This window comes from Flavonifractor sp. An306 (assembly GCF_002159455.1).
In the GTDB taxonomy this organism is placed as follows: domain Bacteria; phylum Bacillota; class Clostridia; order Oscillospirales; family Oscillospiraceae; genus Flavonifractor.
In genome coordinates this window covers 1-15,203 of sequence record NZ_NFIQ01000037.1, presented here as the reverse complement: position 1 = coordinate 15,203, position 15,203 = coordinate 1, and the positions used below count along the sequence as shown (strand labels likewise).

Genomic DNA, 15,203 nt, shown 5'->3' with positions numbered 1-15,203 from the left:
CGAGCGCTCAGTCTACACTCGGATATACGCCTGAAATCCCGGACTGTACAGGACGGTTCCGTCCGGGCGCACCCACATGGCCTCCGCCCCGAAGGCGTCCAGCAGGGCCTGGCCCTCCTCCTGGGGCAGGGTGAACAGGGCGGTGGAGAGGGCGTCCGCCACGCCGGAATCCCCGCACAGGATGGTGACCGCCCGCCAATAGCCGGCGGGGAAGAGGGTGTCCGGGTCAATGATGTGGTGGTACGCCACGCCGTCCACGGTGAAATACCGCTGGTAATCTCCGCTGGTGACCACGGAGCGGTCTTTTACGTAAAGGGTGTGGAGGTACTGCTCGGAATCATCCGGGTCCTGGACCCCCACCACCCAGGGCTGGCCGTTTTCCGGCTTGGGGCCGGTGGCCCGGACGTTTCCGCCCACGCTGATGAGCAGCCCGGAGGGGGCGTTCCGGCAGACCTGTTCCACGGCGTAGCCTTTGGCAATGGCCCCCACGTCCAGCCTGACCTCCGGGTCGGAGAGAAACACGGTGCCCTGTTCCGGGTCAATCTGGATGCTGTCTATATCGGTGTGGGCCGCGGCCAGCTCCAGGGCCTCCCCATCGGGCAGGGCCGCCGCCCCGGGGTCCTGGATGCCAGCCTCCCGGGCGTCATGCCACAGGCGGAGCACGCTGCCCATGGCGATGTTGACCCTGCCCCCGGTCTGGGTATACAGCTCCTTGGAGAACTGCAGCAGGTCGATGATCCGCTGGTCCACCTCCACCGGCTGCTCCCAGGCGTGGTCGTTGATGGTCTTGATGTTGGAAAGCCCCTCATACTCGTTGTAGATGTCGTAGAGCTGGTGGTACTCCAGCAGCTGGTCGTGGATGGCCTGGGCGGTGGCGGTGAAGGCCTCCTCCGACTCGGCGTACCCCACGATGGTGGTGACCGTGTCGAACAGCGTCAGGAAGGTGGCCTGGTAGCGCTTCAGCCCGCCGGTGGGCTCCGCCGGCGCCGCCGTGCATCCGCAGAGCAGGGCCAGCAGGAGGAGCAGGGTAAGGATCCGCTTCATATGCCTGCGCTTCCGGGCGGGCTCAGGCGCCGGCCTTGGCCAGCAGGGCCTGGAACTCCCCGATGGAAAGGGTGACGGAGGCGGCCAGGTCGGCGTCGGCGGCGGCTCCCGTCTCCGTGACGGCCAGGCCCGCCACCTGGTCCAGGGTCTTGCCCGTGACGTAGGTGCAGAAGGCGGCCGCCTGCTCATACCACTCCTTGCCGATGGAGCTGGCCTTCTTCATGCCGTAATCGTCCCCCAGCTGGTTTTTGGAGGGCTGGGCCGCGGTCAGGTCGGAGGTGACCGTGCCGGCGGTGTCGAAATTCACGTTGGCCTGCACCGCGTCGATGTAGCAGCTGGTGATCACGTCGCCGTTGAGGGTGACGGCGGCCACGGTGGCGTAGGTCTGGATCAGCCCGTCCTCCTCCTGGGTGGCGCTCTTGCTGCTGGCCACGTTGGTGGAGGTGGTGAGGGCCAGCCGGTCCCCCTGGCTGGCGCCCAGGTGGGTGGCGTTGGCCACGGCCTGCTGGATGGCGTCCAGGTAGCCGCCGATGGATATGGTGACGGAGGCGGCCAGGTCGGCGTCAGCGGGCCTGCCCTCCTCGGTTACGGCGATGCCCTGGAGCTCTTCCACCGTCTTGCCCTCCACATAGTCGGCCAGAGCCTGGGCCTGCTGGTTCCACTCCTTGCCGATGGGGCTGTACTGGCCCATGCCGTAGTCGCTGCCCAGCTCGTTTTTGGTGGGCACCGGGGCGGTCAGGTCGGCGGTCACGTTCCCGGCGGCGTCAAAGCTGACCTTTGACTGGATGGAGTCAATCACGCAGGAGTCGATGACCCCTTCGTCGGTTACGGTGACGGCCACCAGGTCAATGTCGGCCTGACCGAGGCCGTCCTCGCCGTCGGCGGCGCTTTTGCTGCCCGACACGCTGGCGCTCAGGTAGAGGCCGGTCTTGACCGCTTCGCCCGAGGGCTCCCGGGGCTGGTCGGGGGTGGGGGTTGCCGGTTCGGACTCCTGGGGCGGGGGCACGGCCACCACCGCCGTGCCGCCGCAGGCGGACAGGGCGCCCATTGTCAGCGCGCCGGTCAGGATCAAGGCAAGCAGTTTCTTCATATGTAGTACCTCCTGAATGATTAGTGGGTCTGTTTCATTTCAAAGTGAATCAAAAACGACAGCAGCGCCCGCAGCAGGATGACAGCGCCCAGAAATATCAGCTCGTTGAGCTCATGGACCAGGACTGTTTTCAGAATCTCCGCCGCCATTTTGAACTCCAGGCCGATGGCCAGGCCGTTGGCCAGGGCAAACTTCACGTCCCCCTCCGCATGGGTGATAAGCCCCTTCACATAGCGGATAAACGCGCCGACCGCCGACACCGCCACCACGAAAATGCCCATCAGCTCCAGCAGGGAGATCAGCGTGGGCAGCGCGGTTTCAATCCATTGTTTCAGCATAAGCAGCCTCCACTCCTGATACAACATCGGCAAGGTTGTGGCTCCCTCCGGACTCAGGGACTTCTGCGCCTGCGCATCACATTCAGGGCCACAAACTGGCCCAGCAGCTCCACGGTGCCCTCCGTGCCCAGAAGGCCGCTGTTGACCGTCAGGTCATACCGGTCCAGATCGGCCCATTTTGCCCCGGTATAGCAGCCGTACAGCCGGGACCGCTCCCGGTCCTGGTACAGGGCCTCCCGCTGGGCCTGTTCCCGGGAGAGGCTGTTTTCCTTCATGATCCGCTCCAGGCGGCGCTCCATGTCGCAGTGAATGAAAATGCGCATCAGGCCCTCCCGGCCGGCCAGCACAAAGTCGGCGCAAAAGCCCACCATGACGCAGGGCCCCCCCTCCGCCAGCCGGAGGAGCTGCTCCCGCCAGCCGTCGTCGCCGGGCTGGGGCAGGAAGTCCACGTCGTAATAGGGAATGTCCAGACGTTCCGCCAGCCGCCGGCCAATCTCCCGCCCGCCGCTGCCGAACTTCCGTGTAATGGTGATAATCATTTGACCGCTCCATTTCGCGCCCCAAAGGAATTTGACAAAATTATAACAATCTCTGCTTAATGGGCCATTACTCCACCCTTAATATTTATTAAGAAAGGGGGATGGACGCCGCTGTGGGAAGCGGCGTCCATCCCCCTTTGGGGTCATATGTGGTTGTCCCCGCCCTCCGGGTCCGGCGGCGGGAGGGGCAGGCGGACGGTGATGGTGGTCCCCCGGCCCGGCTGGCTGTGGACTGAAACGCTGCCCTGGTGATCCTGGACCACCTGCTGCACGATGGCCAGGCCCAGCCCGGTGCCCTTTCCCCGCTCCTTGGTGGTGAAGAAGGGCTCAAAAATGTGCTCCAGCAGGTCGGGGGCGATTCCCGGACCTGTATCGGCCACATGGAAGCAGACGGCATCCCCGTCCTGTTCGGTTGTGACGGTCAGGGTCCCGCCGTCGGTCTCCATGGCCTGATAGGCGTTCAAAACCAGGTTCAGCAGCATCTGGGACAGCTGGATCTCGTTGCCCCGCACCCAGAGGTGGCGGCAGTGGAGCCGGCTGACCACCTCCACCCTGGGCGGCTTGGCCGGGGCGGAAATCTCCAGAACCCGCCGCACCAGCTCGTCCGGCGCCACATACTGGAAGGTGAGGGGGGTGTTTTTCCGGGAGAGGTCGGAGAGCCGGGAGATGATGGTCTTTGCCTTGCGGGAGGCCTCATAGATCTCCAGTACGTTGTCATACAGCTCCTCGGCGTCCGGCGGCAGCTTTTCCAGGACCAGGATGGAATAGCCCATGATGGGGGTCAGCAGGTTGTTGAATTCATGGGCAATACTGGAGGTCAGGGTGCCGATGATCTCCAGCCGCTGATGATGGGCCAGGGCCTGGGTCTTTTTTGTCACCGCCTCCAGGGCCAGATTCCGCTCCCGGAGGGTGAGCACCTCCTGCTGGGCCCTCACATTGCGCCGGGCCACAAACAGAATGAGGGTCAGCAGCAGCAGGATGCCGGTGATGATCATGCTGCTGTATGCGGCAAGCCGTATGGTGGCCATGTGGATGGGCCGCTTGACGGTCTCATAATTGAGGGAGGCCCCCACGGAAAACACGCCGTTGTTGCCGGCGGCGGGGAGGGCCGCCATCCGTGCCGTGTAAGCGTCCTCCTCCCGGCCGTCCCCCGCCTGGTAAAAGACGGCGGATTCCGCTCCGGCGCTCTGGCAGCTCAGCAGGATATCCAGCTCGTCGGAATAGACCCCTTCCGGCAGGCCGTCGGATATCAGCGCCGCCCCAGGGCCCGCCTCGGTCTGGTAGAGCACCGCCCTTCCCCCCGCGTCCAGCAGCAGAATGCGGTCCTGGGTCCCGGCAATCAGGTTTCCCGCCACGGCCTGGTAGAAATCGGTGAGGCTGACCAGCACGCCGTATTGCAGGCCCCCGTCGCTGGTTTTCAGAAACGAGAGATAAATGGCGCCCGTCCCGTCGATACATGGCCCAATGCGGATTTCCCCATCCAGTCCGGCCCGGGCGGGGAAGGTGTAGTCGGTTCTGCCCCGGGCGGAATAGACAACGGCGTCCCCGTCCATGCACAGCATGTCGTAGGTCAGCGGATGGTCCCACAGGAGGGTGTCCTGTAGATTCTGCCCAATGCCTGCGGCGCTTTCGCCCTCCCGATAGGCCGCCTCCGCCTCCTCCAGCCCGGCCCGCCGCACAGTGTGCTCCAGATCCCGCAAAAACTGCTGCAGGTAGCTGGTGATGCTCCGGTCAACCGAGCGGGCCAGGCCCAGAAGCTGCCGGTCCTCATGTTCAATGATGAGGCTTTCGTACTGCTGGAACACGCGGAATACCATCACAATCCCCATGCAGATCAGGCCGAGGGTCAATAGCGCGGCAATCAGAATTTTGCGCTCCTGCCGGATGAATTGCTTCAATTCTCATGCTCCCCCTTGCCAAAGCCTGTAAGATTCTTTTATACTGGATATCATACTGTAGGAAACAGGATGTGTAAAGGGGGATGCACCGTGGCGGACCAGGTGCTTATTGTGGACGATGATCAGGCGGTTCTCACCATGCTGTATAAAGTCATCAGCAGCAACGGCCTTCAGGCGGACACCGCCGAGTCGGGGGAGGCGTGCCTGGAGCTGCTGAAGCAGAAGCAGTATGACCTGCTCCTGCTGGACATCAATCTGTCCGGCATGGACGGGTTTCAGGTGATCCAGCACATCCGGCGGCAGGGCAGCAAGATCCCTATTGTGATTGTCAGCGGCCGGAAGGAGGATTACGACACCCTCTACGGCCTGGATATCGGGGCCGACGACTACATCACAAAGCCGCTGAACCCCGTCACCCTGGCCGCGAAGGTGAAGGCGCTCATCCGCCGCAGCCGGGGCAATCTGCCCGGCGCGGAGCAGGTGCTCGCCGCCGGCCCCTTCCAGTACAATACCAGCACCCTGCGCTTCTATAAAGACGGGGTGGAAATTCCCCTCTCCTCCAAGGAAAACGCCATGATCAAGCTGTTTATGGACAATGTAAATCACATTTTTTCCAAGGATATGATTTACGATCTGGTGTGGGGGTCGGCCATTATTGACGAAAACGCCATCATGGTCTACATCAACCGGCTCCGGGCCAAGATTGAGGAGAACCCCTCCAAGCCCCGGTATATCCAGACCGTCCGGGGGCTGGGGTATCGGTTTGTGGTCCCATAGCCAAAGCGCCTTTTGCCGGAAAAATTTTACTGAGCCGCTGTTTCCAGGGGAAACAGCGGCTCAGTCCGTCCAGCGGGAAAGGGCGCCGGCTTTATAAGCGCCAGGGGGCAGACATACACACAAACGGCAGGAGAAACGCGGCCAGGACCAGCAGCCATTCACCGCCCAGCGCAAAATATCCCCGTTCGGCATATGCAAATGGAATGCCCCACCAGGCGATAACGGCGCCTGACACAACGGCAATCCCTACCAGAATGTACACAACGTGTTTTTTCATGCTTGCTCACCTGTCATGTTTCGGTTTTGGCCTGTAAAGGGAGTGGGTCTGAGATGCTACGGCCCAGTATAACAAATACGGAAGCCCGTAGGGGCTCCTGCGAAAATAACGGGTGAAATTGCGAAGATCCTGTCGTATTTTGCCGGGGGCGCCGGACTAACCCGCCGGGCGCCTGCGGAAGCAGAAAATCAGACAGGTTCAGCTCCGGCCGGACCCGGTCAAATCCAAAGGCTGGGTAAGGTTGTACAGTTCCGGCAGGGGAAAATGTGCATATTGCATAAAAAAAGAAAAATAAAAATACAACATTGCAAAAATATCACTATAACCATACAACTTTATGCTATTCTTTTAAAGATTTGTTGCATTTCAATCAGACCCAATGGTAAATTAAATATAACAGGCGAGATAAAAAGCCTAAAAACTGGAGAAATGATACAAAATGAGAAGGAGTGTAAAGAATGAAAAAACGGCTACTTAGTTTGTCTCTTGCAGTGGTCATGTCGCTGGGCCTGCTGGCCGGTTGCGGCAACAGCTCCGGAGGCGGCGGCGGGAAAAGCGCCAGCTGGAAGGTGACCTGCCCCTGGGCGCCCTCCGGCGTGGCCGCCATGGTGAGCCAGAAGGCGGCGGCCAAGTCCACCGAGTACTCCGACACCATCACCCTGGTGGCCGAGGCCATTGCCGGCGACGCCGCCACCGTCAACACCTGGGTCATGGACACCGAGGCCAACGACCCCGAGCTGGTGTTTGTGGGTGAGGGCCTGCTGTCCATCACCTCCATCATCGACCCCTCCAAGATGCAGTTTACCCAGGATGACTTTGTCTTTGTGGAGAACCTGTACTCCTCCATCTTCGTACTCTCCGCCGACAAGGAGCTGAACATCAACAACATCTCCGAGCTGGAGGCCTTTGTGGGCCAGGGCGGGGAGATCAGCGTGGCCGTCAACGGCGCCACCGGCTCCGAGGCCTTCCTGGCCGCCTCCCTGTTCGGTAAGATGGGGGCGGGGGACCAGCTGAAGCTGGTGGCCTACCAGTCCGCCGCCGAGGCCGCCCAGGCGGTGGCCAAGGGCGAGACCCAGTTCGCCGTCTCCCACCAGTCCCAGATCCAGGAGACCTATCAGCAGGACGGCGTGACCATCGTGTGCGCCTTTGACGAGAAGCCCCTGGAGAACGGCCCCTTCGCCGGCGTGGAGGGCGTGGGCGAGTATGGCTATCCCTACTTCCGCAACCGCTGCTTCATCATGGCCCGGGCGGGCACCGACGAGGAGACCGTGGCCCAGCTCAAGGAGCTGTACGGCAAGATCCTGGCCGATGAGGAAGTGGTCACCTGGCTCCAGGACACCATGCTGCTGGAAGTGGACACCATGTCCCAGGAGGACATGGACGCCCACGTGGAAAACGTGAAGAACATCGTCAACGAGTATAAGGATATCGTCGCCGGCTGAGCGCGGTAAACCGTGATGATGGGGGAATGGGATGGATAGGCCCTCCCATTCCCCCTTTTGCGCCGATTTTTGTCCGTGAGAGGAGGTCTGTACAATATGAAACAATGGGTGGATCGCCTGTATGCCCGCATGGACGCCTTGGGAGAGCGGCTGGGGGAAAAGCAGCTGCGTATTCCGGTGGACCTGACGGCAGGCATTGTCTTTTTCCTGTTCGCGGTGGTGATCCTGCTGGTCATGCCCAATCAGGTGGTGGTCTCCGACAAGGACGCGGTGGACGGCCGCGCCTTCCCTACCCTGCTGATGGTGGTCATGATGCTCTGCTGCGCCATGCTGGTGGGCAAGGAGCTGTACAAGCTGGCCACCAAACGGCCCATGAACTGGAAGGACATCCATCTGCAGACGGAGCTGAAAGCGCTGGTGATCCTGGCGATTCTGGTGGTCTCCTATCTGCTGGCCCGGGTCACCGACCTGTTCGTGGTGGGCGCCCTGGTGTGCTCGCTGGGCTTTTTGGTCTACTTCCGCTGCAGAAAGCCCAGCTATTACGCCATTACCCTGACCCTGGCCGTGGCCATCTGGGCGGCCTTCCGGTTTGTACTGAATGTGGATTTTTAAGGAGGAGGTCTTTTCATGCTGCAATACATAGCCCCCGCTACCGGCCTTCTCTTCACGCTGGAAAATATCCTGTGGATTAACATCGGCGTGTTTGTGGGCGCGGTTTTTGCCGCCATTCCCGGCCTGAGCGTTATTTTGTGCGTCATTCTCTTCCTGCCGGTCACCTACACCATGACCGCCATTCCCGGCATGATGTTCCTGCTGGGCATCTACTGTGCCGGCGGCTACGGCGGCAGCGTGTCCGCCATTCTGATCAACACACCGGGCACCCCCCACGCCGCAGCCACCATGCTGGACGGGCACCCGCTGTCCCAGCAGGGCCGCACCAAGGCCGCCCTGAAAATCGCCCTGTATGCCTCCACCTTCGGCGGCATTTTCTCCGCCCTGATGCTGCTGTTCCTGGGACCCCAGGTGGCCAAGGTGGCCGCCCAGCTGGGTACCGCCGAGTACTTTATGGTCTGCGTGTTCGGCCTGACCATCATTGCCGGCGTGTCGGGCAAGAGCATCATCCGGGGCCTGGTCTCGGCCTGCCTGGGCCTGCTCATCTCCTGCGTGGGCACCGACCCCATGACCAGCTATGACCGCTTCACCTTCGGCATCCCCCGGCTGTACCTGGGCCTGGACCTGGCGGTGTGCCTCATTGGTCTGTTCGCCCTGGTGGAGATCCTGGCCAAGGTGGAGAAAAAGCGGGGGGACCTGCACATGGATACCCGCAAAATCAAGGACGACGGCAAGATCACCCGCCAGGAGTACAAGCGCATGGCCCGGCCGGTGCTCATGTCCTCCATCATCGGCGTGCTGGTGGGCATCATTCCGGGCACCGGCGCCTCCGAGGCCTCCTGGTTCAGCTATAACACCGCCAAAAACCTGTCCAAGCACCCTGAGGAGTTCGGGCACGGTTCGGTGGAGGGCATCGCCGCCGCCGAGTCGGCCAACAACGCCGTCACCGGCGCCACCCTCATCCCCCTGCTGACCCTGGGTATCCCCGGCGACGGAACGGTGGCCATCATGCTCTCGGCCCTGATGATCAACGGCCTGAATCCCGGCCTGTCCCTCTTTACCACAGACGGCGACATCATGTACGCCATCATGCTGGGCCTGATCCTGGTGAATCTGTTCATGTTCCTCCAGGGCAAATTCCTCACCTCCCTGTTCGCCAAGGTGGTGTCCATCCCCCAGGAGATCCTCACCCCCATCATCGTCATCTTCTGCTTTGCCGGCGCCTACTCGGTCAATGAGAACTACTTTGACGTGGCCGTTGCCCTGGTGTTCGGCGTGCTGGCCTGGGTGCTGCGCAAGCTGGACCTGCCCCCGGTGCCCATCCTGCTGGGCCTGGTGCTGGGCCGCATGACGGAGACCAATTTCCGCCGGGCGCTGCTCATTTCCAACGGGGACCCCTCCATCTTCGTTCAGAGCATCTACTGCAAGATTTTCCTGGCGCTGATCATCGTGGCGGTGGCCGCTATCATCCGGGGAAAGCTGAAGGAGCAGAAAGCCGCCAAAGCGGCCGCTTCACAGTAAGGAAGGAGTACGGGCATATGGCATACAACATTTTATTCTACTTTACGGACCAGCAGCGCTGGGATACCTGCGGCTGCTTTGGCCAGCCCCTGGATATTACCCCCAACCTGGACCGCCTGGCGGGAGAAGGGGTGAAATTTGACAACGCCTTCTCTCCCCAGCCGGTGTGCGGCCCCTGCCGGGCCCTGTTCCAGACCGGCAAGTACCCCACCGAGACCGGCTGCTTCCGCAACAACATCATGCTCCCCGCCGGGGTAAAGACCCTGGCCAACTACATCGAGGAGGCGGGCTATGAGACCGCCTACATCGGCAAGTGGCACCTGGCCAGCGACGGCGAGCTGGAGAAGCCCCCCACCATCGACCACACCATCACCGCCGTGCCCAGGGAGCTGCGGGGAGGCTACACCGGCTTCTGGCGGGCCGCCGACGTGCTGGAATTTACCTCCCACGGCTATGACGGGTACGTGTTTGATGAAAACAACAACCGCATCGACTTCAAGGGCTACCGGGCCGACTGCATCACCGACCTGGCGCTGGAGTTTTTTGACCAGTACGACGGCAAAAAGCCCTTTTTCATGACCATCTCCCAGATCGAGCCCCACCACCAGAACGACCGGGGCCACTACGAGGGGCCGGAGGGGTCCAAGGAGAAGTACAAAAACTTCGTGCTCCCCCACGACCTGGAGGTGCTCCAGGGCAACGCGGCGGAGGAGTACCCCGACTATCTGGGCCAGTGCGCCAGCCTGGACGAAAATCTGGGCCGGCTGGTGGAGCGGCTGAAGCGGGAGGGGCTGTATGACAACACCATCATCATCTTCGCCTCCGACCACGGCTCCCACTTCAAGACCCGCAACACCGACAGCCACCTAAACGGCTATGACGACTACAAGCGCACCTGCCACGACGGGGCCCTCCACGTGCCCCTGGTCATTGCCGGCGGACCCTTCCGGGGCGGCGTGGCGGTGGAGGAGCTGGTGAGCACCGAGAGCCTGCCCAAGACCATCCTGGCCATGGCCGGCGTGGATGTGGGGGAGGCCATGATCGGGGAGAACCTCCTTGACGTGGTGGAGAAAAAGAATGATAATAGACCCAACCAGGTGTTTGCCCAGATCTCCGAGAGCCGGGTGGGCCGCTGCGTGCGCACGCCGGAGTATCTCTATTCGGTCTACGCCCCCGGTGTCAACGGCGGCGAGGCGGCGGCGGCGGACGTCTACGCCGACGACTTCCTCTACGACCTGAAGGCCGACCCCTGGCAGCTGAACAATGTGGTGGCCGACCCGGCCTACAGCCAGGTGAAGGAGGAGCTGCGCGGACGTCTGCTGGACTGGCTGGAGAAGGCGGAGGGGCGCCGGCCCACCATAACGGACTGAGGAGAGGGTGCGCTTGGCGGGCTCTGGCAAAAAGACGGATGAGGTCTACCACTGGCTGATGGCCTATATCGACGAGAACAAGTTTTCCGGCAACCTGAAGCTGCCTTCGGAAAACGCACTGTGCCGCCGGTTGGACATGAGCCGGGAGACGGTGCGCGCCGCGCTGGAGCGGATGGCCCGGGAGGGGCTGGTCCGGCGGGTGAAGGGGAGCGGCACCTACATCAACAAAGAGGTGGCCCTGTCCCGGGAGCTGGACACCGGCTCCGCCCTGCTGAAAATCGGCCTGATCCTCCAGGGCCAGGACGCCGACGCCAACTCCGCCCTGCTGGAGGGGATCAAGGGCGTGCTGCCCGCCGACCAGGTGGACCTGCGGGTGTTTTTTACCGACAACAAGTTCTCCAACGAGCGCAACTGCCTGCAAACGGTGGTTCATCAGAACTTCCAGGGCTTCATCATCGACGGGGTCAAGGCGAGCCTGCTCAACCCAAACCTGGACTGCTACCGGGAGATCTACCGGCGGCACATCCCGGTCATCTTCTATAACAATTACTACAAAAACCTGCGCTATCCCCGGGTGATCGTCAACGACCTGGAGTGCGCCGACCGGCTGGTGGGCATGCTCATCGAGCGGGGCCACAGGCTCATTGCCGGCATCTTTGTCTATGACAATTACCAGAGCATTGAAAAGTTCCAGGGCACCGCCGCTGCCATGCAGAAGCGGGGGGTGGAGTTTCAGGACGACTACATCAAGTGGTGCGTCTCCAATGAGGCCCATGACCAGCGCTTTGCCCGCACCATCGACCACTTTTTGAAAGGGCTGCCCAAGTATACCGCCGTGGTGTGCTGCAATTACATGATCTACCGCCTGGTGCGCCGGGTGCTGGAGAGCCAGGGCAAGCGGGTGCCGGAGGACTGCTCGCTGGTGTGCTTTGACTACTCGGGCCAAAACTGGGAGGCGGAGGGGATCACCTGCTCCGTCCACCAGGGCCAGCAGATGGGCCGCCTGGTGGCCACCCGGCTGATGACCATGATCCAGCGCCGGGACTGCGACGATAAAAACTATACCTATGTGATGAAACCAAAGATTTACGAGGGCAGCTCCATCCGCACCTTGTAAAAAACGCTCTGAGCGGTCCGGAACCGCTCAGAGCGTTTTTTATCGCCTCCAGGCCGCCGCACAGGGAAGGGGCCATCTGACGGGGCCGCTCATAGGATAGGGCGGGAGCCTTTCCCAGAAGGAGGTAATACACATGGGTATTACAAATTCCAACAAAGTGATCAGCGCCGACCGCATTGCCTGCGACGGCGCTTTCCGTGTGACGCTGGCCCTGACGGCCGCGCCGGACATCGTAGCCAATCCCACGGACATCGTGCTGGTCCTGGACCGCTCCGGCAGCCTGGCCGGCCAGCGGCGGCACCAACCATGCCGACGCCTTTGTCAAAGCCACCCAGCTCTTTGATCCCAATTCCTCCAATGCCAAGGTCATGGTCATGTTTACCGACGGCAACACCACCGCCGGCGCACCGCCTGCCCCGGTGGCGGCCGCGGCCAGAGCCCAGGGCATCATCATTTACTGCATCGGCCTGATCGGCACCGACGGCCTGGACGTCACCGCGCTGAACAACTGGGCCACAGACCCGGACGCCTCCCATGTGGCGGTGACGCCGGACGCCGCCGAGCTGGAGGCGCTCTTCGCGGAGCTGGCCGCCAACATCTCCAAACCGGGCGCCACCGACATTACCATCCAGGAGGTGGTCAACCCGGACTTTGTCATAACCAGCATTTTGTCCCCCACCAAGGGGACCGCCACCATGCTGGACGCCCGTTCTCTGCGGTGGGATATTTTGGAGCTGGGGGTAACCGCCAGTGAAAGCGCGGCGCTGGAGTTTTTGGTGCGCCATGTGGGTCAGCAGTCCGGGACCAAGCTGGTCAATCAGTCCATCACCTATTCGGACCGGGAGGGAAACCTTGTCTCCTTCCCCAAGCCCGCCGTAACGGTGGAGTGCGAGATTGTGGTGCATCCCGAACCATGTCCCCAGCCTGTGGAGCTGACGGTGGAGGGCTGCCGAGATTCCGTGCTGGTGGACCTGGGAGACGTTGAACTGGCGTCCCAGGGCCGGATCATTCAGATGGATGTGACCATCAAAAACGTCTGCCCCGGCAAACGGGTGGCCCTGGCGGCCATCCTCACCGAGGTGGACCAGAACGGCATGGAGCACCAGCGGGGCATGAAGGCCATGACCATTCCGGCCCACGATTCCCCCACGTGCCGGGATGTATTGGTCAAGTGCGTGAAATTTGTGCTGCCGGAGGACCTGAGCGTGTCCGGCGGGGCCATGTGCAGCCCCCGGAAATTAAAGGCACGCTTTCTCGCCAACAACATTGACACGGACTACCGCTGCTGTGAGTCCGTTTTTACGCTGTAACAGGTCTGCCGCCGCCTGTGGGACGGCCCGGTCGCTCCGGGCCGTCCCGCTTGATATCTGCCGCGCCGCCTTGAAAAGATGGGGAGAAACCGGTATAATAGCCTCGTCCCTGTTCCGGTTTGGAATCTCGGGGAGCCGCCGGAAGAGAAAGGCGAAGCATTGTTCCGGGCAAAGCAAAATCCCCCGAAGCCTTGCGGCTTCAGGGGATTGGTCTGGTGGACGATACAGGACTTGAATTAAAAAATGCTGATTATTGTGCGTAAATTGCTGTAATTCTCTGTATTTCTACTACCTGATATTTTAAAAAAGTGTAAATAATGTGTATAGTTGTAAAGGGTAGAAAAGCGGCTAAAGGGTATTTTGAAGGGTCAAAAAGGGTCGCCGTGTATGCCCTTGTCACCTGTCAGATTTTATGCTATTCTGTCTATGGCGCTGCACAACGGCAGGCGGTTAGCCACATCCCCGGAAAGGGGGTGAGGCCATGCCAATTACCATCACGTTACATATCTTCGGATTCACTGTAACGATACGGATAAAAGGCAAGAACCGCCACCGGGCAGGGTGACGGTTCTAGGCTTGCCTAGCTAGTTCTCTGACCGGGCTAACCGCTTGTTGCAGCGCCCTTTCTATATTCATTATAGGCTGCTATTGTTACACTGTCAAGCCCTGGGCGCTGCGCCTGGGGCTTTTGCACCCTTTCGTGGGCGGTAAAGTTAACTGTGAATTTTTCCGTGGTTAAAGATTATCGGCATACTCCAGCAGGGCGGCATAGTCCGGGAAATCAAGGGTCGTGTCCTCATATACAACGGTATAGCCGCCGCTCTTGCGGTCTTTGCGGATGGTGGCCCCATACTTATACAGTTTTTTTCGGATCCGCTGCTCCAGGGTGTGAAGGGGGACATCTTCTGTCCGCTCCTGGGCCTGGGTGTTATCCTGTACCGCTGGGGCCTCCTGGGGCCTCTTGTCCCGCTCCATCGCCTCTGCAATGGCTCTCCCTATAAAGGCGTTTACGCTCTCGCCCCTGGCCTCTGCATGGGTCTGTATCTCTGCTTTTCGGCCTTTAGGTACCTTTATCTCTATGCGGTCGTAATTCTCTTTCACATATCTATCAACGGCTCTTTGCTGTGCCTTTGATACTGGCATTACACTCATCTCCTTTCCTGGGGTGTCACAAATAGGTACACCCTCTCCAGTATGCCATTATTTTAGCATATTTGTCTATTGCCGTCCATATACAATGTAGACAATATATTGTCGTCAATACTGTATACTATGCCTATTGATATATTGTCGTCCATATATTATAATACATAATGTCGAGAGGGACAAGTCAAGGTGGATGCCGAGAACACAAGGTAAGACCGGCAAGGGATACGGGAGATTGAGACGAACTTAGAATAACGCTACGCCGTAATGCCCCCGGCGCTTGTCCAATAGTTTCCCCTAAAGTGGGGAGGAAGGGCGGTACAGTATGGGCACCAATGAACTGGAAAGCAAGATCAGGGAGTTGCGCCAGCTCCAGGCGCTGATTGAGGAGGCCACGGCTGAGGCTGAGGCCATCAAGGACGCTATCAAGGCCGCTATGGGCGACACTGAGGAACTTCGGGCCGGGGAGTATAAGATCACCTGGAAGGCAGTGACCTCTTCCAGACTGGACAGCAAAGCCCTGAGAGCCGCCGCCCCTGAGCTGGTGGAGCGATTCACTCGGATCACCACCACCCGCCGCTTTTGTGTGGCGTGACAAAAGGGACAAAAGGGACAAAAGCCTGTATATGGACAAAAAACGCCGCCTCACCTGTGAGGGCAGGCAAGGCGGCAGAAGGGGGGGTACAGGGTATGAGGTATCAAAATGGGTACTGGTATTACCG

The 15,203-nt window shown here is 60.7% G+C and carries 15 protein-coding genes and 1 pseudogene; 9 read left to right on the top strand and 7 right to left on the bottom strand.

The features are described 5' to 3' along the window. Nucleotides 1-12 precede the first annotated feature (12 nt). The 5 genes from B5F88_RS10535 to B5F88_RS10515 form a co-directional block, all read right to left on the bottom strand. On the bottom strand, nt 13-1,044 hold the full coding sequence (locus tag B5F88_RS10535) for an FAD:protein FMN transferase (protein WP_087345541.1): 1,032 nt from the start codon (nt 1,042-1,044) through the stop codon (nt 13-15). A gap of 22 nt (nt 1,045-1,066) precedes the next feature. Beyond that, complete coding sequence (locus tag B5F88_RS10530) at nt 1,067-2,134, bottom strand: hypothetical protein (RefSeq protein WP_087345538.1); 1,068 nt, start codon at nt 2,132-2,134, stop codon at nt 1,067-1,069. Nucleotides 2,135-2,154: 20 nt separating this feature from the next. Next, on the bottom strand, nt 2,155-2,472 hold the full coding sequence (locus tag B5F88_RS10525; protein WP_087345535.1) for a DUF1622 domain-containing protein: 318 nt from the start codon (nt 2,470-2,472) through the stop codon (nt 2,155-2,157). A 53-nt stretch (nt 2,473-2,525) separates the two neighbouring features. Next, nucleotides 2,526-3,011 (bottom strand): cytidylate kinase-like family protein, encoded by a 486-nt coding sequence (locus B5F88_RS10520; RefSeq protein ID WP_087345533.1) that lies wholly within the window; start codon nt 3,009-3,011, stop codon nt 2,526-2,528. 143 nt (nt 3,012-3,154) lie between these two features. Then, a complete protein-coding gene (locus B5F88_RS10515) occupies nt 3,155-4,909 on the bottom strand; it encodes an ATP-binding protein (RefSeq protein WP_087345531.1) in 1,755 nt (584 codons plus the stop codon). Nucleotides 4,910-4,999: 90 nt separating this feature from the next. On the opposite strand from B5F88_RS10515, the gene B5F88_RS10510 reads away from it, so the two are divergent. Beyond that, a complete protein-coding gene (locus tag B5F88_RS10510; RefSeq protein WP_087345528.1) occupies nt 5,000-5,686 on the top strand; it encodes a response regulator transcription factor in 687 nt (228 codons plus the stop codon). A gap of 91 nt (nt 5,687-5,777) precedes the next feature. On the opposite strand, the gene B5F88_RS10505 is transcribed toward B5F88_RS10510, so the two are convergent. Further along, nucleotides 5,778-5,963: a hypothetical protein gene (locus B5F88_RS10505; RefSeq protein ID WP_087345525.1), complete on the bottom strand. Its 186-nt coding sequence runs from the start codon at nt 5,961-5,963 to the stop codon at nt 5,778-5,780. A 458-nt stretch (nt 5,964-6,421) separates the two neighbouring features. Here B5F88_RS10505 and B5F88_RS10500 point away from each other — a divergent pair, with 458 nt between their 5' ends. From B5F88_RS10500 to B5F88_RS10475, 7 genes and pseudogenes are all read left to right on the top strand, one after another. After that, nucleotides 6,422-7,405 carry a tripartite tricarboxylate transporter substrate-binding protein gene (locus tag B5F88_RS10500; protein WP_087345523.1) on the top strand — a complete coding sequence of 328 codons (984 nt, stop codon included), beginning with the start codon at nt 6,422-6,424 and terminating at the stop codon, nt 7,403-7,405. A gap of 96 nt (nt 7,406-7,501) precedes the next feature. Further along, nucleotides 7,502-8,017, top strand: coding sequence for a tripartite tricarboxylate transporter TctB family protein (locus B5F88_RS10495; RefSeq protein ID WP_087345520.1), 516 nt, complete (start codon nt 7,502-7,504; stop codon nt 8,015-8,017). Between the two features lie 15 nt (nt 8,018-8,032). Beyond that, entirely contained in the window at nt 8,033-9,538 is a 1,506-nt protein-coding gene (locus tag B5F88_RS10490) for a tripartite tricarboxylate transporter permease (RefSeq protein ID WP_087345517.1), read from the top strand. A gap of 17 nt (nt 9,539-9,555) precedes the next feature. Then, the gene (locus B5F88_RS10485) at nt 9,556-10,908 is read left to right on the top strand and encodes a sulfatase-like hydrolase/transferase (RefSeq protein ID WP_087345514.1); all 1,353 of its coding nucleotides are present in this window, start codon (nt 9,556-9,558) and stop codon (nt 10,906-10,908) included. Between the two features lie 7 nt (nt 10,909-10,915). Next, a complete protein-coding gene (locus B5F88_RS10480) occupies nt 10,916-12,025 on the top strand; it encodes a GntR family transcriptional regulator (RefSeq protein WP_242959734.1) in 1,110 nt (369 codons plus the stop codon). Between the two features lie 133 nt (nt 12,026-12,158). Then, entirely contained in the window at nt 12,159-12,368 is a 210-nt protein-coding gene (locus B5F88_RS21385) for a VWA domain-containing protein (protein ID WP_242959732.1), read from the top strand. Nucleotides 12,369-12,375: 7 nt separating this feature from the next. Continuing rightward, nucleotides 12,376-13,335: pseudogene (locus B5F88_RS10475) on the top strand (VWA domain-containing protein); the annotation flags it as partial. Nucleotides 13,336-14,070: 735 nt separating this feature from the next. Here the strand turns inward: B5F88_RS10475 and B5F88_RS21380 are convergent. Further along, on the bottom strand, nt 14,071-14,478 hold the full coding sequence (locus B5F88_RS21380; RefSeq protein WP_242959730.1) for a hypothetical protein: 408 nt from the start codon (nt 14,476-14,478) through the stop codon (nt 14,071-14,073). Between the two features lie 328 nt (nt 14,479-14,806). Between B5F88_RS21380 and B5F88_RS10465 the strand changes: the two genes are divergently transcribed. Continuing rightward, nucleotides 14,807-15,076: a hypothetical protein gene (locus B5F88_RS10465; protein ID WP_087345508.1), complete on the top strand. Its 270-nt coding sequence runs from the start codon at nt 14,807-14,809 to the stop codon at nt 15,074-15,076. Nucleotides 15,077-15,203: the final 127 nt, after the last annotated feature.